The organism is Micromonospora sp. NPDC051296, from assembly GCF_040682255.1.
Classification (GTDB): Bacteria; Actinomycetota; Actinomycetes; order Mycobacteriales; family Micromonosporaceae; genus Micromonospora; species Micromonospora craterilacus.
This window is the reverse complement of the sequence record NZ_JBFBAO010000161.1, coordinates 1-14,317: the sequence shown is the minus strand read 5'-3', so window position 1 is coordinate 14,317 and position 14,317 is coordinate 1. Positions and strand designations below refer to the sequence as shown.

16 protein-coding genes, 1 pseudogene and 1 riboswitch are annotated in these 14,317 nt (G+C 74.5%); of the genes and pseudogenes, 2 read left to right on the top strand and 15 right to left on the bottom strand.

Annotated features, from left to right (window positions below; all coding sequences use genetic code 11):
• From AB0M52_RS18245 to AB0M52_RS18185, 13 genes and pseudogenes are all read right to left on the bottom strand, one after another.
• Positions 1-670, bottom strand: a pseudogene (locus AB0M52_RS18245) (putative baseplate assembly protein); the annotation flags it as partial.
• Positions 667-1,134 (bottom strand): GPW/gp25 family protein, encoded by a 468-nt coding sequence (locus tag AB0M52_RS18240; RefSeq protein ID WP_363954706.1) that lies wholly within the window; start codon positions 1,132-1,134, stop codon positions 667-669. The pseudogene AB0M52_RS18245 and the gene AB0M52_RS18240, both read right to left, overlap by 4 nt.
• A complete protein-coding gene (locus AB0M52_RS18235) occupies positions 1,131-1,469 on the bottom strand; it encodes a hypothetical protein (protein WP_363954703.1) in 339 nt (112 codons plus the stop codon). The genes AB0M52_RS18240 and AB0M52_RS18235 overlap by 4 nt, the downstream gene beginning before the upstream one ends.
• Complete coding sequence (locus tag AB0M52_RS18230; RefSeq protein ID WP_363954701.1) at positions 1,469-3,064, bottom strand: contractile injection system protein, VgrG/Pvc8 family; 1,596 nt, start codon at positions 3,062-3,064, stop codon at positions 1,469-1,471. The genes AB0M52_RS18235 and AB0M52_RS18230 overlap by 1 nt, the downstream gene beginning before the upstream one ends.
• Positions 3,061-3,819 carry a hypothetical protein gene (locus AB0M52_RS18225; protein ID WP_363954698.1) on the bottom strand — a complete coding sequence of 253 codons (759 nt, stop codon included), beginning with the start codon at positions 3,817-3,819 and terminating at the stop codon, positions 3,061-3,063. The genes AB0M52_RS18230 and AB0M52_RS18225 overlap by 4 nt, the downstream gene beginning before the upstream one ends.
• Positions 3,819-5,435 carry a hypothetical protein gene (locus tag AB0M52_RS18220; RefSeq protein ID WP_363954696.1) on the bottom strand — a complete coding sequence of 539 codons (1,617 nt, stop codon included), beginning with the start codon at positions 5,433-5,435 and terminating at the stop codon, positions 3,819-3,821. The genes AB0M52_RS18225 and AB0M52_RS18220 overlap by 1 nt, the downstream gene beginning before the upstream one ends.
• A 37-nt stretch (positions 5,436-5,472) precedes the next feature.
• Complete coding sequence (locus AB0M52_RS18215; protein ID WP_363954693.1) at positions 5,473-5,952, bottom strand: phage tail protein; 480 nt, start codon at positions 5,950-5,952, stop codon at positions 5,473-5,475.
• A gap of 1 nt (position 5,953) precedes the next feature.
• Positions 5,954-7,216: a phage tail sheath subtilisin-like domain-containing protein gene (locus AB0M52_RS18210; protein ID WP_363954690.1), complete on the bottom strand. Its 1,263-nt coding sequence runs from the start codon at positions 7,214-7,216 to the stop codon at positions 5,954-5,956.
• A gap of 27 nt (positions 7,217-7,243) precedes the next feature.
• Complete coding sequence (locus tag AB0M52_RS18205; protein ID WP_363954687.1) at positions 7,244-7,933, bottom strand: carboxypeptidase-like regulatory domain-containing protein; 690 nt, start codon at positions 7,931-7,933, stop codon at positions 7,244-7,246.
• Positions 7,930-8,538 carry a glycine zipper family protein gene (locus tag AB0M52_RS18200; protein ID WP_363954683.1) on the bottom strand — a complete coding sequence of 203 codons (609 nt, stop codon included), beginning with the start codon at positions 8,536-8,538 and terminating at the stop codon, positions 7,930-7,932. Before AB0M52_RS18200 ends, AB0M52_RS18205 begins: the two co-directional genes overlap by 4 nt.
• 13 nt (positions 8,539-8,551) lie before the next feature.
• A complete protein-coding gene (locus tag AB0M52_RS18195; protein WP_363954680.1) occupies positions 8,552-8,887 on the bottom strand; it encodes a hypothetical protein in 336 nt (111 codons plus the stop codon).
• A gap of 88 nt (positions 8,888-8,975) precedes the next feature.
• Positions 8,976-9,830 (bottom strand): DUF3153 domain-containing protein, encoded by an 855-nt coding sequence (locus AB0M52_RS18190; RefSeq protein ID WP_363954677.1) that lies wholly within the window; start codon positions 9,828-9,830, stop codon positions 8,976-8,978.
• A 149-nt stretch (positions 9,831-9,979) separates the two neighbouring features.
• Complete coding sequence (locus AB0M52_RS18185) at positions 9,980-10,966, bottom strand: LacI family DNA-binding transcriptional regulator (RefSeq protein WP_363954674.1); 987 nt, start codon at positions 10,964-10,966, stop codon at positions 9,980-9,982.
• 164 nt (positions 10,967-11,130) lie between these two features.
• Between AB0M52_RS18185 and AB0M52_RS18180 the strand changes: the two genes are divergently transcribed.
• Positions 11,131-12,399: an MFS transporter gene (locus AB0M52_RS18180; RefSeq protein ID WP_363954669.1), complete on the top strand. Its 1,269-nt coding sequence runs from the start codon at positions 11,131-11,133 to the stop codon at positions 12,397-12,399.
• Here the strand turns inward: AB0M52_RS18180 and AB0M52_RS18175 are convergent.
• Positions 12,379-12,594 carry a hypothetical protein gene (locus AB0M52_RS18175; protein ID WP_363954667.1) on the bottom strand — a complete coding sequence of 72 codons (216 nt, stop codon included), beginning with the start codon at positions 12,592-12,594 and terminating at the stop codon, positions 12,379-12,381. The genes AB0M52_RS18180 and AB0M52_RS18175 overlap by 21 nt on opposite strands.
• Before the next feature lie 98 nt (positions 12,595-12,692).
• On the opposite strand from AB0M52_RS18175, the gene AB0M52_RS18170 reads away from it, so the two are divergent.
• Positions 12,693-13,028: a hypothetical protein gene (locus AB0M52_RS18170; protein WP_363954709.1), complete on the top strand. Its 336-nt coding sequence runs from the start codon at positions 12,693-12,695 to the stop codon at positions 13,026-13,028.
• An 18-nt stretch (positions 13,029-13,046) separates the two neighbouring features.
• On the opposite strand, the gene AB0M52_RS18165 is transcribed toward AB0M52_RS18170, so the two are convergent.
• Positions 13,047-13,784 carry an MBL fold metallo-hydrolase gene (locus tag AB0M52_RS18165; RefSeq protein ID WP_363954664.1) on the bottom strand — a complete coding sequence of 246 codons (738 nt, stop codon included), beginning with the start codon at positions 13,782-13,784 and terminating at the stop codon, positions 13,047-13,049.
• A gap of 102 nt (positions 13,785-13,886) precedes the next feature.
• Positions 13,887-14,015, top strand: a riboswitch (cobalamin riboswitch).
• The last annotated feature ends 302 nt before the right edge of the window (positions 14,016-14,317 follow it).

Sequence of the window (14,317 nt, the reverse complement as noted above, 5' to 3'; positions counted from 1 at the left end):
CCACCAGGTACGCCTTGTCCTGCGGGCCGAGGCCGGCGAAGCTGTCCACCGCCCGCCAGATCTCGAAGGTGCGTCCCTCGTGTTCCCGGGCCGCCGCACCCAGCTCCACCGATCCGGCCGGCACCTCGACGCCCAGCAGCAGGTCGAGCGGTTCGGCGGTACGCGCCAGTGGTGCCCGTTCGGCGCGCAGCACCTGGCCCGGCGTTCCGGTGCCCATGCCCAGCAGTTCCGCCTCGACCGGCTCGCAGTGGTGCATCCGTACGGTCGCCTCGCGCTGCCCGGCGGCCAGCAGCGCCGGTTCGCAGGTGACGAAGACGACCGGTCGCGGGTCGGCTCCCCGGGCCGCGGCCACCCGGGTGCCGGCCGGGATCCGCAGCGGCGTGTCGTCGGCGCCGGTCCGGGTGAACCGCACGTCCGCCCAGGCCGCCGACGGGGCGTGCCGGGTCACCCCGAGCAGATTCAGGAAGGAGACGTACGCCTTCTCCGGCAGCTGGTTCAGCCGGTAGATCATCACCTCGGTGAGGTGCGCGAACGCCTCCAGCAGCGCGATGCCCGGGTCGTGCGCGGACAGGTCGGTCCAGCCCGGGCAGGACTGCCGGATCCGCTCCCGGGCCTCGGTGACCAGGTCGAGGAAGGTCCGGTCGTCCAGGTGCGGCACGGGCAGGGTCATCGCCCCTCCTCTGTCTCAGCGCCGGGGTCGGTGGTCGGCCCGCTGGGCGGATCCTCGTCGGCGGGCAGCAGGTCGACCGAGAAGACCAGCTGACCTGGGGTGAGGCTGGCCCGGATCCGGTAGTCCAGCCGGATCACCAGGCGCCACGGGTCGTCCGGGTCCGGCCCGGCGTCCACGTCGAGCACGTCGATCCGGGGCTCCCACCGGGCGATGGCCGCGCGGACGTAGTGGATGGCCAGGCCGGCGGTGGTGTCGTCGTTCGGGGCGAAGACCAGCCGGTGCAGGCGTGAGCCGTACCCGGGTCGCATCAGCCGCTCGCCGGGCGTGGTGGACAGCAGCAGGAACAGCGCCTGGCGTACCGTCTCGTCGCCGTCGGTCATGGCCAGGCCGCCGGCCGCGGTCAGCGCGAGCCCGCCGCCCTGACCAGGGTCGAAGCCGGCGCCGACGAACCGGATGGCCCTCACCGGTCGGCCCCCACGAACCGTTGCCGGGGGTCGCGCACCTGGTACTTGAACTGGCCGGGCGGGCTGCCGTTGGTGAACCCCTCCAGGTGCGACAGCACGATCCGGTGGCCGTCGACGCGTATCCATTCGCTGTAGCCGACCCGTACCGGCTCGGTCGTCGTGCACGGCTTGACCGTGGCGCCGTAGTTCGGGCAGGCGACGATCTCCCGGCCCTTCGGGTCGTCGGCGACCAGCACCGGTACGCCGGCCAGGGTCACCCACTGTTGTGACGCCTGGTTGCGGACCCGGCCGTCGTGGCTGCACCTGATCACCGAGTCGCGGTGGATCCAGCGCATCAGCCGCCTCCTTCGTGGTGGGCGCGGGCGAGGCTGCGGGCCCGCTCGGCGGCGGTCTCCGCGTCCTCGGCCGCCTCGGCGTGCAGGAAGTCGATGCTGCGGGCACGGACCACCATCGCCCGGCCCGGTGCGGAGAGCACCAGGTCGCTGGCGGCGTGCAGGGTGGCCAGCTGTGGGGTCAGCTCCAGCCAGCTGCCGGCGTCGGTGCTCAGCCGCAGGCTCCGCGCCACGTCGTCGACCACCACCTGCTGCCCGCCGGCGGTCCGCAGCGACCAGCGCCGGGCCCGCCCGTCGTCCACCCCGGTGTCGTACGGCTCGACCGTGCCGAACAGCGAGCCGAGCACGACGCCCGAGGCCGGTTCACCGCCCGGCAACGCCACCAGCACGCTGTCCTGCGGATCGGGCAGCGCCACCAGTCCCTTGCCGCGGCCCGCTCCCGGGCAGAGCACCGCCAGCCAGCCGGCGTCCGCCCCGCCGTACGCCGGCAGTTCCACCCGTACCCGGCCCAACCCGTCCGGGTCCGCCACGTCGGTGACCGTGCCCAGGGTGACCACGGCCGGGGCGGGCGGCCCGGCCGGTGGTGCCGGCGGCGGGACGGTGGAGAAGCGGCTCAGGTGCCCGTTCGCGTCGAGGGTGTGCACCACCTCGGTGAGCACGTACGTGCCGCCCACCGCCTCGGCCACGCCGGTCAGCCGGATCCGGCGACCCGGGCGCAGCGCGGGGTCGCCTTCGGCCGTTCCCTCGGCGGTGACCAGGGCGGCGGCCCGGGCGTCCAGCCGGGCCTGGGCCAGCGCGGCGATCTCGTCGTCGCTGCGGCCCGGCTGGTCCAGGGCGGTACGGGTGCCGTCCGCGCCGACGTCGGCCGGATCCGGGTCCACCGGCGTGTCCCGCCCGCAGCGGGGCGTGCCGGCGCTCTGGGCGATCGCCTCGGCCCGCTGCGGGTGCCAGCCCAGCGCCGCGCTCTCCCCGGCGGCGGTGTCGGAGTTGACCGACAGCCGCAGGCCGTGCACGTCCCGGCCGAGTTCGAGGGGGATCGGCTCGCCGTGGCCGTCGAGCGTCAGCAGGCGCAGCACGTCGCCGTCGACGCTCAGGTGCAGCCCGGCCCGGCCGGTCACCTCCAGCAGCAGGTCGAGATCGCTGGGGCGGTGGTGTGGTAGCCGGTCCAGCCGTGGCCCGTCGTCCTCCGCGTCGACGGTCAGCCCGAGGTCGGCGCAGAGCTCGGCGGCCAGGTCGGCGGCGGTCACCGACTCGAAGACCCGCAGCCGCTGCCGCTTGCGCAGCCGGTGCAGCGCGTCGTACGCCCGTACCCGCAGGGTGGCGGCGCCGTCGGCGGCGTACTCGATCTCGACGGCGGTGACCTCGCCGGTGAACAGCGTCTCCGGCTGGCCGTCGAGGTGGACGTCCAGGGTCGCGCCGACGTGCACCGGGCCGGTCAGCGCCGCCGCGCCGGAGGCGGCACTCAGCGCCACCTCGCACTGGGTGGGCCGGTTCAGCCGGGCGGCCACCCGGACCGACGTCACCCGGCCGGTCAGCGCCTCGGGCAGCGGGTCGCCCGCGAGCAGCACGGTCAGCGCCCGGGGCGCGGCGGCGGTCACGACCCGCTCCCGGCGGCGACGCCGGTGTGTCCGGCGGTAAGGCCCTGTTGCGGTGGTACGGCCAGGGCGGTGCCGGCCGGCACCGCGAGGGGGTCGGTGATCCGGTTGTGCTCGGCCAGCAGCCGCCAGCGCAGCGGCGAGCCGAGCGCGTCGTGGGCGAGCAGGTCGAAGCGTACGCCCGAGGTGTCGGTGGTGGCGGTGCCGTCGCCGGCGGCGACCACGGCCGTGCCCGGCGCGACGGCCGGGGTCTGGGCGACGGCCAGTTCCTCGGCGAAGCCCTCCCGGGCCCGGTCGGTGTCCTCGGCGACCCGGACCAGCTTGAGCCGCAGCCAGGAACGGCGCGGCGAACCGGTGGCGGTGAACGCGTCGAACCGTTCCGCGACGGCGATGATCACCCCGGGCACGTTCCAGGTCTTGCCCCAGACCAGCCGTACCAGCGGTGGCCGCACCCAGCCGTGCTCGACCGCCGAGTTTTCCGCGAGCATCCACAATGGACGGGTGAGGGCGCGGACGTCGGCGGGGCGCACCTGACCCTCGGCGAAGTCGGTGTCGAAGAGCAGGTCCAGGACGAGTTCGGTGCGCCCGCCGCCGGTGAAGACCAACGGGTCGTCGGCCAGGCCGGTGCCGGTGAGCTGGGTGCCGGCGCTGCCCCGAGGCCGGACCCCGGCCAGTCGGGTCACCTGGACGGTCTCCGGGTTGAGCAGGCAGTCGACCCGTTCGCCGGTGGCGTCGATGAGGAAGGCGACCCGTTCCATCAGCCACCCGCCTGCTCGCGGTCCAGCCGGCGCAGGTGTTCGGAATCGGCGCCGGACGGCTCGGGAACCGACCACAAGTTCCGGTCGTCGGGCAGGGCCGGCCACGGGTCGGGTCCGCGCCACCGGCCACCCGGCCGCCCCGGCGGATCGATGGCTGGCCACGGCGCACTCGCGCCGTCCGGCCAGCGCACGGCACCGGCCGGGAGCCCGCTACCGGGCCAGAGCCCGTCGCCCACCGGCAGCGGGCCGCCGGTCGGGAGTCCGCCGTCCGGCCGGAACCCGTCGCCGCTCGGCAGCCGGCCGCCGATCGGGAGCGGCCCCCCGACCGCCCGCGGCCCGCCGTCCAGACCCGGTAGACGGTCGCCGGCCGCCCGGTACCGGGCGGCGACGGACCAGGCGTCCCTACCGGCCCGGACCGGCCCCGGGTACGTCCGGTCCGGGTCGGCGCCGAACCGGTCCCGCCCCGCCGGGCCGGCCCCCACCCCCGACCCGCCGCCGAAGCCCGTCGCGGGTCCGGTTTCCCGCGCCGATCCGGGTCCCTGGCCCGATCCGGGTCCCGCCCAGGCGGGAGCCGTTCCCGACACGGTTGGTCCGGTCCCCGCCAACCGCAGGTCCGATCCGTGCAGGCCTGGCCCGGTCATGGGGAAAGCCGGCTCCGTCAGGTGCGGATCTGGCGCGGTGTGCGGGCGTATCCGGGCCGGGGCCTCGTCCGTCCCCGCCGGCAGCCGGGTCGGCCTCGGCGGGCCACCGCCCGGCGCTGCCGTCCCGAACCCGCCCACGGTGAGGTCCGGGCGTCGGTCATCGCCCGCCCGGATGTCCGATGTGGCGGCGGCCGTCCCGGGCTGCGCGGCGACCAGGGGCGGCCGGCCGGCGGTGCCGGCCCGCCGGCGGCGCGTACCCCCGGTCGGCATCGTCCCGCCGGACGTCCCCGGGCCGACCCGTGGTGCCCCCGCGTCGCTCCTTTGCTCTGCTTCACTCCACGCAACGCCCGGCGTCCGGTCTCCGGACAGTGGCCGGTGCGTCGGTTGAAGCAGAGCAAAGGAGGGGGTGGAGACCGGGTCGCCGCTGGTTCCCGGTGCCTCACGGGCGGCGGCCGGTCGCGCTGTGGCCCACCAGGCGGACGTGCCGTCGAGCGGGCCGGTGTCGGCGCCACGGTCGGCGTTGCCGGCGGGCGTGGTGCCCGTACCGACCGGGGGCGTCTCCGCCGTGCGGTGCGGGGCGGACGGATCCGGCCCGGCCGCGCCGGCCGCCGACCAGCCGGCAGCGAAGGAATCCCCGGCGCCCGACTCCTGGCGGCCGACCGAAGCGGGCCACGTAGCGCTGTCCGGGTCGGTCGCGGCATCGCCCGGCGGTGCGTCGAGGGCGAGGTCGCGCAGCAGGCCGGGGGCGTGCGTCGCGACCACCCGCAGCCAGTGCTCCGGCGGTTGGCCCGGGCGCCGGTACGCCCCGGCATCGGCGGTGGCCACGCCACCGACCGTTCCACCAGCCGGCCCGTCGCCCGGCTCCCCGGCCGACCCGGCAAGCGACCCGGCGACCGTTCCACCGGGTCCGGTGACCGTCGCACCGGCGGGTTCGGCCATGAGGGAGGCGTCGACCACGCCGGCGATGCGGTCCACGGCACGCGCCGCGGACCGGAGCCGGCCGGCGAGCCAGCTACGCGGGCGTCGGCGCGGCACCACCGGCCTCCAGTTCCAGGCTCTCGTAGCGCAGCGTCAGTGCCGCGATGGCGATCTCCTGGCCGAGGGTGTTCAGGTGGGCGCCCCGCCAGTTGGTCGGCCAGGCGTTGATCAGGTTCCAGCGCAGCACCTCGGCCGTGCCGGCGGCGTCGAGCAGCACCACCGAGACGTTTCGGCGGTTGACCGTGCCCCGGGCCACCGCGTGCACCCAGTCCCACAACTCGCGGGAGGCGGTGAGGCCGAAGTGCAGGGTGACCGGCCCGTACTCGACCTGCCCGGGGACCATCCGGATCCGGTCGTTGCCCTGCTCCCGGTACGGCACCGCGGGGATGTTCACCTCCAGCCCGCTGACCTCGGTGAAGTGCCCGTTGGTCACGCCGTTGACCAGCAGTTTGAAGTTGTACGCCCGGTACGGGTCGACCGGGGCGCCCGGCTGCGGAGTGGCCGTGGTCGCCATGTCAGCCTCCAATCGTCTCGGTCTCGGTGCCGCCGGCCCACTGGCTCAGCTTGAACACCACGAACTCCGCGGGCTTGACCACGGCGATGCCGATGTGGGCGACCACCATGCCGGCGTCGCGGACGTCGGCCGGGTTGGTCTCCTCGTCGCACTTGACGAAGAACGCCTCCTCGGGCGTACGTCCCAGCAGCGCTCCGTCGCGCCACACCCGGGTCAGGAAGGCACCGATGTCCCGGCGGATCGAGCGCCACAGCGTGTAGTCGTTCGGCTCGAACACCATCCAGCGGGTGCCGTTGGCGATGGCCTGTTCGATGGCGATGGAGAGCCGGCGGACGTTCAGGTAGCGCCACTCGCTGGCCTCGGCGGCGAGGGTACGCGCACCCCAGACCCGGATGCCCTCGCCGGGGAAGAACCGGATCACGTTGACGCCCTTGGGGTTGAGCACGTCGTGCTCGGCGCGGGTGACCAGGTGGCCCAGGTCGACCGCGCCGCGGACCGGCTCGTTCGCCGGCGCCTTGTGCACCCCACGCAGGGCGTCGGTGCGGGCCCAGATGCCGGCGACGTGCCCGCTCGGCGGGGTGAGCACCAACTCGCCGGAGAGCGGGTCGCGTACCCGTAGCCAGGGGTAGTAGAGGGCACCGAAGTCCGACTGCCGGGGCCGGTGCGAAACCGGGCCGGCACCGCCGCCCCCGCCCGAGCCGGAACCGCCCCCGCCGCCGGCGGCGGGGCTGTCCGGGTCACCGGCGTCGCTCGGCTTCGCCGGACGGCCGGAGCCGGCCGTGGCGACCCGGGTGAGGGTGGAGACGTCGTCGATGTCGGGCGCCGGGTCGCAGATGGCGACCATGGTGCGGGTCTTCTCGGCCATGCTCAGCAGCGCCTCGTGCGAGACCGGGTCGTGGAAACCGGGCGCGGCCAGGATGGAGATCTCGTCGACCGCCTCCAGCAGGTTCAGCCCGCCACGCTGTCGGCCGGTGCCGGCGACCGAGCCGCTCTCGCCGACGTTGACCACCCAGCAGCGGGTGCCGCCGTTGTCGAGGAAGCCGAAGACCGCCCGGGCCAGCGGGGTGCTCTCCAACTGGTCGCCGTCGGCGTACAGCCGCAGGAAGTCGGTCCAGTTGTTCACGGCGAGGGCCTCGCCGAGATGGGCGGTGCGGTCCGGTGCGACGCCGACGAACGCCGCGGTGCTGGTGCCGACCGGTCCGATCGGGCGGGCACCGCTGGGCACCTCCTCGACGTAGATGCCGGGTGAGAAGTAGGTGGGCATCGGTTCGGTCCTCCCGTGCGGTTCGGGTCAGCGGGTCGGTGGCGCGCAGACGATGACGATGTCGGGGTCGGCCGGGTCGACCTCGGCCGTGAGCACCTGCCCCCGGCCGGTGAGCCGGAGCCGGACCGGGCCCGGGTGCTCCGGGTCGTGCGGCACACCGACGAGCCGGAACCGGCCCGCCGGGTCGGTCTGCGTCGCGTACGGCTGACCGACGACCTCGACCCGCATGGCCGCGAGGGGCTGGTCGGCCGGGCCGACGACGCGCCCGTCGAAGGCCAGCATGTCCAGCTGTCGCAGCCGCAGCGGGCGCAGTACCGGCGCGGCCGGCTGGCTCGGATGGGTGACCTGCACGGCCACGTCGATCAGCAGCGACGGCCGGGGCGGTGCCCCGAACGCCGACCACAGCGCCGGGTCGCCGGCCTCCAGCACGAGGGTGTGCCCGCCCGCGGCGGTGGCCGCGACGAGCACCCGGTCCAGCGCCGCAAGGGCGTCCGGCCCGCCGGCGGCGAGCAGGTAGCGAACGGTCAACCGGTACGGTTCCGGGCCGCCGCTGCCCCGGGTCTGCCGGGCCGGCCGCAGCTCCAGCGGCCACAGGGTCAACCGGCCCGGATCGGCGTCGGGCCGGGGCGGGCCGACCGGGACGGCGGCACCCGCCGCCCCGGCCAGCCACGCCGCCAGCTCGGCGGTGGCCGTCTCGATCGGACCGCGTCCGGTCATCGCGGCGGCGTCCCCTGGATGCGGTACGCGATCGCCTCGTTCCACACGTGCGGGTAGACGCCGATCTCGAAGTACCGGGTGAACCGGTTGATCGGCGCGCCCGCGTGGTCGTGGTAAAGCAGCCACACCGGCGCGATGGTGAACAGCACGTAGTTGGCCACGACCAGCGGGATGTACAGCGGACCGAGCAGGCGGGCCTGGAAGATGTGCACGTCCTCGTGCCGTTGGATGCCGCTGCTGGAGCCGGCGCAGACCGTGCCGAGGGTGGTGGCGTAGCGGGGGGAGACCCCCTCGACCACGTTGACCCGGCAGCTGTGTTGGGAGGTGGCCCGATCCAGCGAGTGGCCGAAGACCAGGTGCAGCGCGAGGTAGATCGCGCCGACGATGGTGTTCAGCAGGCTCCAGGTGTGGTCGACGACGAAGAGGAACACAGCCCGGGGACCGGACGAGTAGACCTGGGCCGAGGCGACCGCCCAGCCGAAGACGGCGCCGACGAGCAGGCCGACGCCCGCGCCGACGAGCAGCCCGATGGTGCCGCCGGCGAGCAGGCCGAACACGGCGCCCGCGACGACGTGGACGGCGGCGCTGATGATCCCGTAGACCATGACGCTGCTCCTCTCAGGCCCAGGAGCGGATGAAGCGGGGCTCGTTGCCCTGCGCCAGTTGGGTCGGCGTCGCCTGCCGGTTGCCGGGTGGCAGCTGGTTGACGCCGAGGGCGGCGGAGAAGATGACCAGGCCGTTGAAGAACGCGATGATCCACTTCTCGGCGCCCGCGTCGGTGGCGAGGGCCGCGGTGAGGTACGACAGCGCGAGGGCGATGCCCAGCGCGATCCACTTGCGGGCCTTGTCGGCGCTCGGGCCGATCAGTCCGCCGATGACGTTGGTGGCGAGCAGCGTCGCGGCGCTCGCGCCGGTGAGGCTGCCCAGCGCGGCCCAGGTGAAGAGATCGTTCATCGCCGATCCCCCTTCGGTTCTGCGTGCGGGGTGGGATGTGGGTGGGTGTCGCCCGCCGGGCGGGCGACGAGGCCGGCTGACCGACTGGTCAGCCGGCGCCCGGCAGGCCGCCGTTCCCGGTGGTCGTTGTCGGGCCGGGCGTGGCCGGGCTACGAGGGGCCGGTGCGCCGCTCGTTGTCGGGCCGCCGCCAGGTGTCGGGGCACCAGGTGCCGGGTTGGCGTCCCCGCCGGCGCGGGGGCGGCGCAGCAGGAGTACGACGAGCACCGCGACGAGCAGCAGCACCACCGCGCCGGCGGCGATGAGCAACCAGGGGATGCCGCCGCCGGTGTCCGGCTCGTCGGTCGCGGCTGACGGCCGGGGCGGCGCCTCGGCGACGGCGCGCAGTTCGGCGGGCTTCTGTTCGTTGCGGTTGACCCGCCAGGTCACCGTCCGATCATTGACCTGACCGCCCGCGCCGGCGTCCAGCACGCGACCGGGGAAGGTGACGGTGATCTCGAACGACATCAACAACATGAATCGGGCTTGATTCTGTGGATCCTGCTCGGCCACTTTTCCGCCGTACTTCTTCGGGTCCAGCGGAAGGGTGAACACGTAGCGGTCGCCTTCGCGAACGATGCTCAGGCTTTCGCTGTCGAATTGGTCGAGGGGCACATTCCGGTAGTTGATCTGGGAACCGAAGTGCGTCGCGTCCTCGTACCGGGTCTCCGGGCCGGGGGGTAGCGCCGGAATGTTCTGACGAAGCTCAGCGAAGCCGGCCTCGACCGGCTTGTTGTTCACGGTCAGCACGTTGCGCTCAGCGGTCAGCAGGAGCTGCCCGCTGACCGTGTCATCGGCGTTGACGGTCAGGCCGGCGTTGAGTTGCATGCAGCCGGAAAGGACTGCCAGCAGGACGAGACACGCCGCGCCGCGGAGTATCTTGGTGCGCCCGAGTCCCGTATTCATGGGCACAGTGTGTGCGCTCGTCGTCGGAGCCATCAGTCAGCGATCAGTCACAAGCAAGTCGCCGATCTTACCGCTCACCAGTCACATTCGGCCGAGGTCGCGAACCGTCGGAATAGTTATCCTGAAAGGTTGACCACCATTGGCGATGGTCAGGCGCTGTCGCGGCGGACCAGGGACGACGGGAAGAGGGTTCGCGTCGGTACCGGCCGCTGCTCCAGCACCACGGTCGCCGCCGCGGTGGCGATCTCCCGCACCGGATGGCTCGCCGTGGTCAGTGCCGGAGCGGTCACCGAGGCCAGTGGGATGTCGTCGAAACCGGTCACCGCGATGTCGCCGGGCACCTGGACGCCGTCGGCGCGGAGCCGGCCGATCACGCCCAGCGCGGTGGCGTCGCTGATTCCGACGATTGCGTCGGTGTCCGGCCAGCGTCGCAGCACCTCGCGGGCGGCGGTGCGCCCGCGGGCCGCGCTGAAGTCGCCCACCACCTCCCGGGCCGGCAGGCCGGCGTCGCGCAGCAGCCCGCGGTACGCCTCCACCGAGCGGTGCGAGCAGGTCAGCCACGGCGGACCGGTCACCATCGCGATCCGTCGACGCCCGGAGGCGTACAGGTGGCGGACGATCGCCTCGGTCCCGCCGGCGTTGTCGATGTCCACGGACGGCACCGCGGCCGAGCCGATTCCGATCGACACCGCCCGGCCGCGCAGCCGTTGCGGCACCAGGTCGAGCAGCGGCGTGATCGTGTTGACCAGGATCAGACCGGCCACTCCCCGGTCGTCGGTCAGCTCGGTCAGCCGTCCCGGCGAGTCCAGCGGCACCCACTGGACCGCGACCCCCAGGCCGTGCGGGGCACAGACCCGCGCCGCGGCGCTCACCACCTGGTCGACGTAGTTGTCGTCGAGGACGGCCGGGCTGGTGCCCGCCACCGCCACCAGCAGCCGTACGCCGCCGCCGCGCACCAGCGCCCGCGCCGCCGCGTTGGGCCGGTAACCGAGCAGGTCGACGGCGGACCGCACGCGCTCCCGCGCGATCGGGGAGGCGAACCCGGTGCCCGCGATGACCCGCGACGCCGTCGACCGGGACACCCCGGCGGCGCGGGCGACGTCGTCCAGGGTGGCCGGCCGGCGTGCCGTCGTCATGTTGCTCTCCCCGTTGCCTGTCGCCCGCCTCGGACCTGCGGACGCCCATCCGCATCATGCCCGCCGCAAGCTCCTTCGGTAAGGACCGGCGGCGGATTGTGGTGGCAGCGCTCCCAGGTGTGTGATCGTGGCGAGTAACGCCCGAGGAGAGGACCGGAACGTACGTGGACCCCGCCGCCACCACCCCCGTCACACCGTCGCCCAGCCCCGGGCCGTCCCGCGCGGTGTTGGCTGCCCGCAACGGCGTGGCGGTGGTGTTCGCGCTCAACGGGCTGGCCGTGGCCACCTGGTTCTCCCGGGTGCCGGCGATCCGCGACGGGCTCGACCTCAGCCCCGGCCGCCTCGGCCTGCTCCTGCTCGCCATGTCCATCGGCGCGATCCTCGCCATGCCCACCGCCGGCCTGGTCACCCAGCGCCTCGGCGCGGCCCGCGCGGTGGCGCTGTCGACCCTGCTCGTCGCGCTCGGGCTGACCGTCGCCGGGGTGTCGGCCGGCGTGGCCGGTTCGCTGCCCGGGGTGGCGTTGGGCCTGTTCGCCCTCGGCTACGGCTCCGGCAGTTGCGACGTCGCGATGAACATCGAGGGCGCGGCCGTCGAACGCCGACTGGGCTGGACCGTGATGCCCCGGTTCCACGCCGCGTGGAGTCTCGGCTCGGTGGCCGGCGCGGGCCTCGGCGCGGTCGCCGCCCGGCTGGGCCTGCCGGTCGCCGTGCACCTCGCCGTGCTGGCCGCGCTGGTCCTCGGCGGCACCCTGCTCGGGGCGCGGGCGTTCCTGCCGGCCGAGCCCGACGCCGCGGCCGGCACCCCGGCCGGCCGCCGGCGGCGGCTGCTCGCCGCCTGGCGGGAGCCACGCACCCTGCTCATCGGCCTGCTGGTGCTGGCCGCGGCGTTCGCCGAGGGCAGCGCCAACGACTGGCTCGCGGTGGCCTTCATCGACGGGTACGGCTTCAGCGAGGCGGCCGGCGCGGCGGTCTTCGGTGTCTTCGTGGTCGGCATGACGCTGGGCCGCACCCTCGGCACGGTGGCCCTCGACCGGTGGGGGCGGGGGCCGGTGCTGACCACGACCATCCTGCTCGCCGTCGTCGGCGCCGCCCTGGCGGTGCTCGCCGGCTCCGGCCCGGTCGCGGTGGTCGGCGTCGTGCTGTGGGGTGTCGGCGCCTCGCTGGGCTTTCCGGTGGGCATGAGCGCCGCCGCCGACGAGGAGGAGCACGCCCACGTCCGGGTCAGCGTGGTCGCGGTGATCGGCTACACCGCTTTCCTCGCCGGGCCGCCGCTGCTCGGCCTGCTCGGCGACCACGTCGGCACGCTGCGGGCGCTGTTGGTCGTACCGCTGCTCCTGCTGCCGACCCTGCTGCTGGTGCCGGCGGCCCGCCCGCCCGCCTCCGGCCGCACGGGGGAGCCGGAGCGGGTGGGCTCAGCGCGCCCAGACGCGTAGGGGACCGACGGCCCGGAAACCGTAGCGGCGGGCGATGGTGAGGTCGGTGCCCTGCAGGGTCACCGCGTCGGGATACCACGGCGGGGACCGGCGCGGCACCGACCAGGTGTCGGCGTCGACCGAACCGGGCTGGCCGTGGGTACGGCAGACCAGGTCGCACCAGGCGGCGTTCTCCCGCACCGCAAAGTCGATCATCGCGGCAGCGTACCGCCCAGGGCGCTCCCACCGGGTTCACAGGGACCTGCCAGGTGACGGTGCTGCACTGGGAGCTACGCCGAGGAGAGGAGCCGGGCATGGGCTGGTTCAGCCGGCGGCCACGAGCCGCGCAGGGCACCCCGACGAAACTCGACCGCGAGGCGACCCCGGAGGACCTCGCCGCGCTGGTGCAGTTCGTCACCAGCCGGCAGGGCGTGGAGTTCTACCTCGAACCGGAGACCACCGCCACCGACACCACCGTGGTGGCCATCGCGCACGACGGCGAGTGGATCCGCCGCCGCACCGGCACGCCCCGGGCCGCCGGCGCCATCGCCCGCAAGCACGCCGTCCCGCTGTACGAGGCGACCAAGGTCGGATACCCGGAACGGATGCGGGCCTGGAACCGGGCCCATCCGGAACGTCGCGCCCGCTGAGCCGACTCGGCGGACGGCTCAGACGTCGAGCGCCACGCGGGCCTCGGTGAGGGTCAGCGGTGGGCTGTGGCTGGAGACGTACCAGCCGATCTCGTCGTCGAGCAGCCGCCCGACCAGCGCCAGGTCCGGCTCGTCAGTGGGCGTACGCAGGTGCAGCGGCGGGGGATACCAGCTGTCACCGAGCAGCATGACGCCCGAGTCGGGCACCACCACCACGGTCGAGTCCGGCGCGTGCCGGCCGCCGACGTGGCGTACCCGCACGCCGGTGGGCAGCTCCAACTCGTCGGTGAAGACCCGGGTGGGCGGCAGCACCGTCAGCTCGTCCCACGAGTCCACGGCGAGGGCGCGGGCCCGGAAGCTCGGCCCGAGCCGCCGGTTGCGCCGCACCTCCGCGCGCAGGTAGGGGATGCTCCACGGCCGGGCTGCCTCGGCGCGCAGCAGCTCCGCGCCGGTGACGTGGCCCACGATCTCCACGCCGGGCCAGGCGCAGGCGCCCCAGACGTGGTCCCAGTGGTGGTGGGTGTAGACCAGCCACCGGGGGGCCGGCAGGTCGGCGGCGTGCAGCGCCGCCTGGATCTCGCGGGCGTGCGACGGGCTCTGTCCGGCATCGACCAGGATGCTGCCGCGCTCGTCGGCGATCAGCGCGACGCCGGCCTGGACCAGCTCCGGGTCGTCGTCGCCGGGGCAGAGCCAGACCCGCCCGGCGAGGTGGTGGAACTCGACCATCCCGCACCTCAATCCACTGTCGACCCCCACGCCGTCTCCCTCACCGTAGCGGCGGTGGGCTGCGTCGTGTGTCCCCGGTCGCGTTGACCGGCCGCCGGAGGTTGTGGCAGCATTCGCGGCCTGACGGCAGTGAAGGAAGCCGGTGTGAATCCGGCGCGGTCCCGCCACTGTCACCGGGGAGCGATCCCCCCTCGCGAGTCACGGCCACCGTGGGTGGCTGGAAGGCCGGGGGTGAGCGTCGATCCGGAAGCCAGGATACTTCGGCCGTCGGGAGTTGCACCCCAGGGCGTGGACACCCGAGGAGGATCCGATGAGGCTTGGCCTCTTCAGCATCGATGTCGATCGCCGTATGCGATCCGTTCCGGCACCCGCGAATCCGTCGAAGGCCGTACCGCTGTCGCGGTGACCTGACCCGGCGTCGACGGCGCGCGCCGCCCATCGGCCGCCGACCGGTCGCCCCCGCTCACCTCCGCGACCATCCCGCCGCCCGCGCGCCCACCCCGCGCGACGGGCGTCACCCTCCGGAGCCGCCCGTGCGCATCCTGCTGTTGTCCACCGCCGAC